A 2254-nucleotide genomic window follows, 5' to 3' on the forward strand; every position below is an offset into this window, starting at 1 on the left:
ACCACCAAAAGTTCCAAATAATACACTATTTATCTTTGGTATTATCATATCGGGAAGATAACCGATAAATGAAATTATACCTATAGAAAGACCTAAGATTGCATTATTAAGTCGACAATCTCCAAGAAGAGACCAGTATAAACCTCTTATAGCATAAAGCATTATAGCAAGTAAAATAAATAATGCAAAGAAAACTACTTTTGAAGCAGTGTAAGGCAGTACAGAGATTCCAATAAGTAACACAGAAGCAAATCCTACAGCCATTTTAAGTGTTTTTGCTTTGCCAATTTTATCAGCAATAAATCCACCACAAACTCCACCCACTGGACGCATCCATAGTATTATAGTTGTAACAAGACCCACCGTTACTGGATCGACTTCTAGATTAGTTTGTAAGAATCCCCCTACATAATACACAGTCCAGAATACTGTGTAACCCATAAATATTATAATTCCTAAGTTCCATACAAAACCATTGGAAAATACACTTTTGAAATCGTCAATTAAGTTACGTTTAGGAGCAATTTTATTTTTTTCTTTGTCTAAATTACTTTCATTATCTTTTAGAAAAATAGCTATCAAAGTAGATAAAACAAAAAGTGAGAAAGTATACATATATATTACTTTAACAAGAGCCTCTTTTTTTAATGCTATATCACTTGATTCACCTAGTACCGAAGAAAATATAGCAAAAGCAATCGTCGCAAGTAGAGCTTCTACAACACCTCTTCCACCATCGAGTATTCCAAAAAACCTTCCCTCTTCTTCTTTTGTAGACATTAATTTTACAATTTTAAGATGAGCTCCCCAAAATGTAAATACTGAGAAAAATCCCCAAATAGCAAAGATAATTTTAACACTGGTATAACTAGGTATTTGTGCAAACCAAAGTCCACCTAAACCAGAACCAAATAAAGATCCAACAATAAGTTTTTTTGGAGAAATTCTATCAGCTAACCAACCACTAGGAAAATATCCAATAACATATACTAATCCTAATGTACTATATATAGTGTTTAATTGTTCCGTTGTAATTCCAAAGACCTCTATCATTGTAACTTGATAATTAGTTCTAAGGTACATTAAAGCAAAAATCATGCCTGCTGCTAAAACTATAAGCATAAATTGAAAATATCTACTGGTATTATTTGTTTTCATAAGACCCCCTTTATTAAATTAAAAAATTGAATGCGCTACCTTTAAAACTTCATCTGTATGTTTTCTAACATTTTTTATAACCTTATTATTTATTTCATCATAGAATGAATAAAGGCTTTTATTTGGTTCAAATTGCTCTTTAATTCGAACCATATTTTCTATTGCTTCATCAAAGGAATCATAGATACCAAGATATTTAGTAGTACATATCGCAGCCCCTAGACAAGCACAACTTGTTGCTTCATTTCTCTTAACTGGTAAACCAAACATGTCAGCTATTATTTGCATCATTAGGTCACTTTTAGATCCACCACCTATTACTATGATATTATCGATCTCTGACTCTATCTCATCCAACATATCGTAGATATTATTTTTAATATTATATGATATAGCCTCTAAAATAGAACGATATATATGAGCATTAGTATGCCTGTGGTCAAATCCAAGCATAATTCCTTTTCTGAAATCATGAGATGAGGCGTTTAGCCAATCCAGTAAAGTTATTAAACCATCACTTCCTGGTGGAACTGTTCCTCCAATTTGGTTTAGATATTCTTCCTCAGAAATATTCAATTCTTTAGCCTTGTTCTTTACCTCGTCCCCCAAGATATTTTTATACCAACTTACAGTCCACATACCCCTTCTTATTCCTGTAGATTCATAGACATATTTAAAAGGTACACAGGCTAATGTAGGGAAAAAATTCTGGGCACCTTCAAAATATTCATCTCTTACAAGCATGGAAGATATAAAAGTTCCTAAAGAGATCATTATAGATTTATCTCCGTTAATACCTGATCCCAATGCTTCAACAGCTTTATCATTACCAGTCGCCACAACCTGAATATTTTCTTTTAAGCCAAATTCTCTACATAATTCAGATTTTAATGCACCATAGCTTTCTCCTGGTTTTATTATTGAAAATAATTGATCTCTTCTCAATCCATTCTCTTTGATAACTTCGTCATCTATTGACCACTCTAGTGTTTCTCTGTCAATTGGCCAGTGAACTTCTAAATTACTACAGGTTTCCTTAAATGATCCTGTCATTCTATTGGCAAGATAACCTGAAGTTGCTGTCACATATTTTACT

General features: G+C 32.3%; 2 protein-coding genes. Both read right to left on the bottom strand.

The genetic code is table 11. The features are described from left to right. Nucleotides 1-1158 (bottom strand): nitrate/nitrite transporter (locus ABZA26_RS13125; protein WP_372714957.1); only part of this gene is annotated, 1158 nt, incomplete at its 3' end. 18 nt (nucleotides 1159-1176) lie between these two features. Continuing rightward, a partial coding sequence (locus tag ABZA26_RS13130; protein WP_372714958.1) for an FGGY-family carbohydrate kinase occupies nucleotides 1177-2254 on the bottom strand: 1078 nt, incomplete at its 5' end.

This window comes from Ilyobacter sp., from assembly GCF_041583315.1.
GTDB lineage: Bacteria > Fusobacteriota > Fusobacteriia > Fusobacteriales > Fusobacteriaceae > Ilyobacter.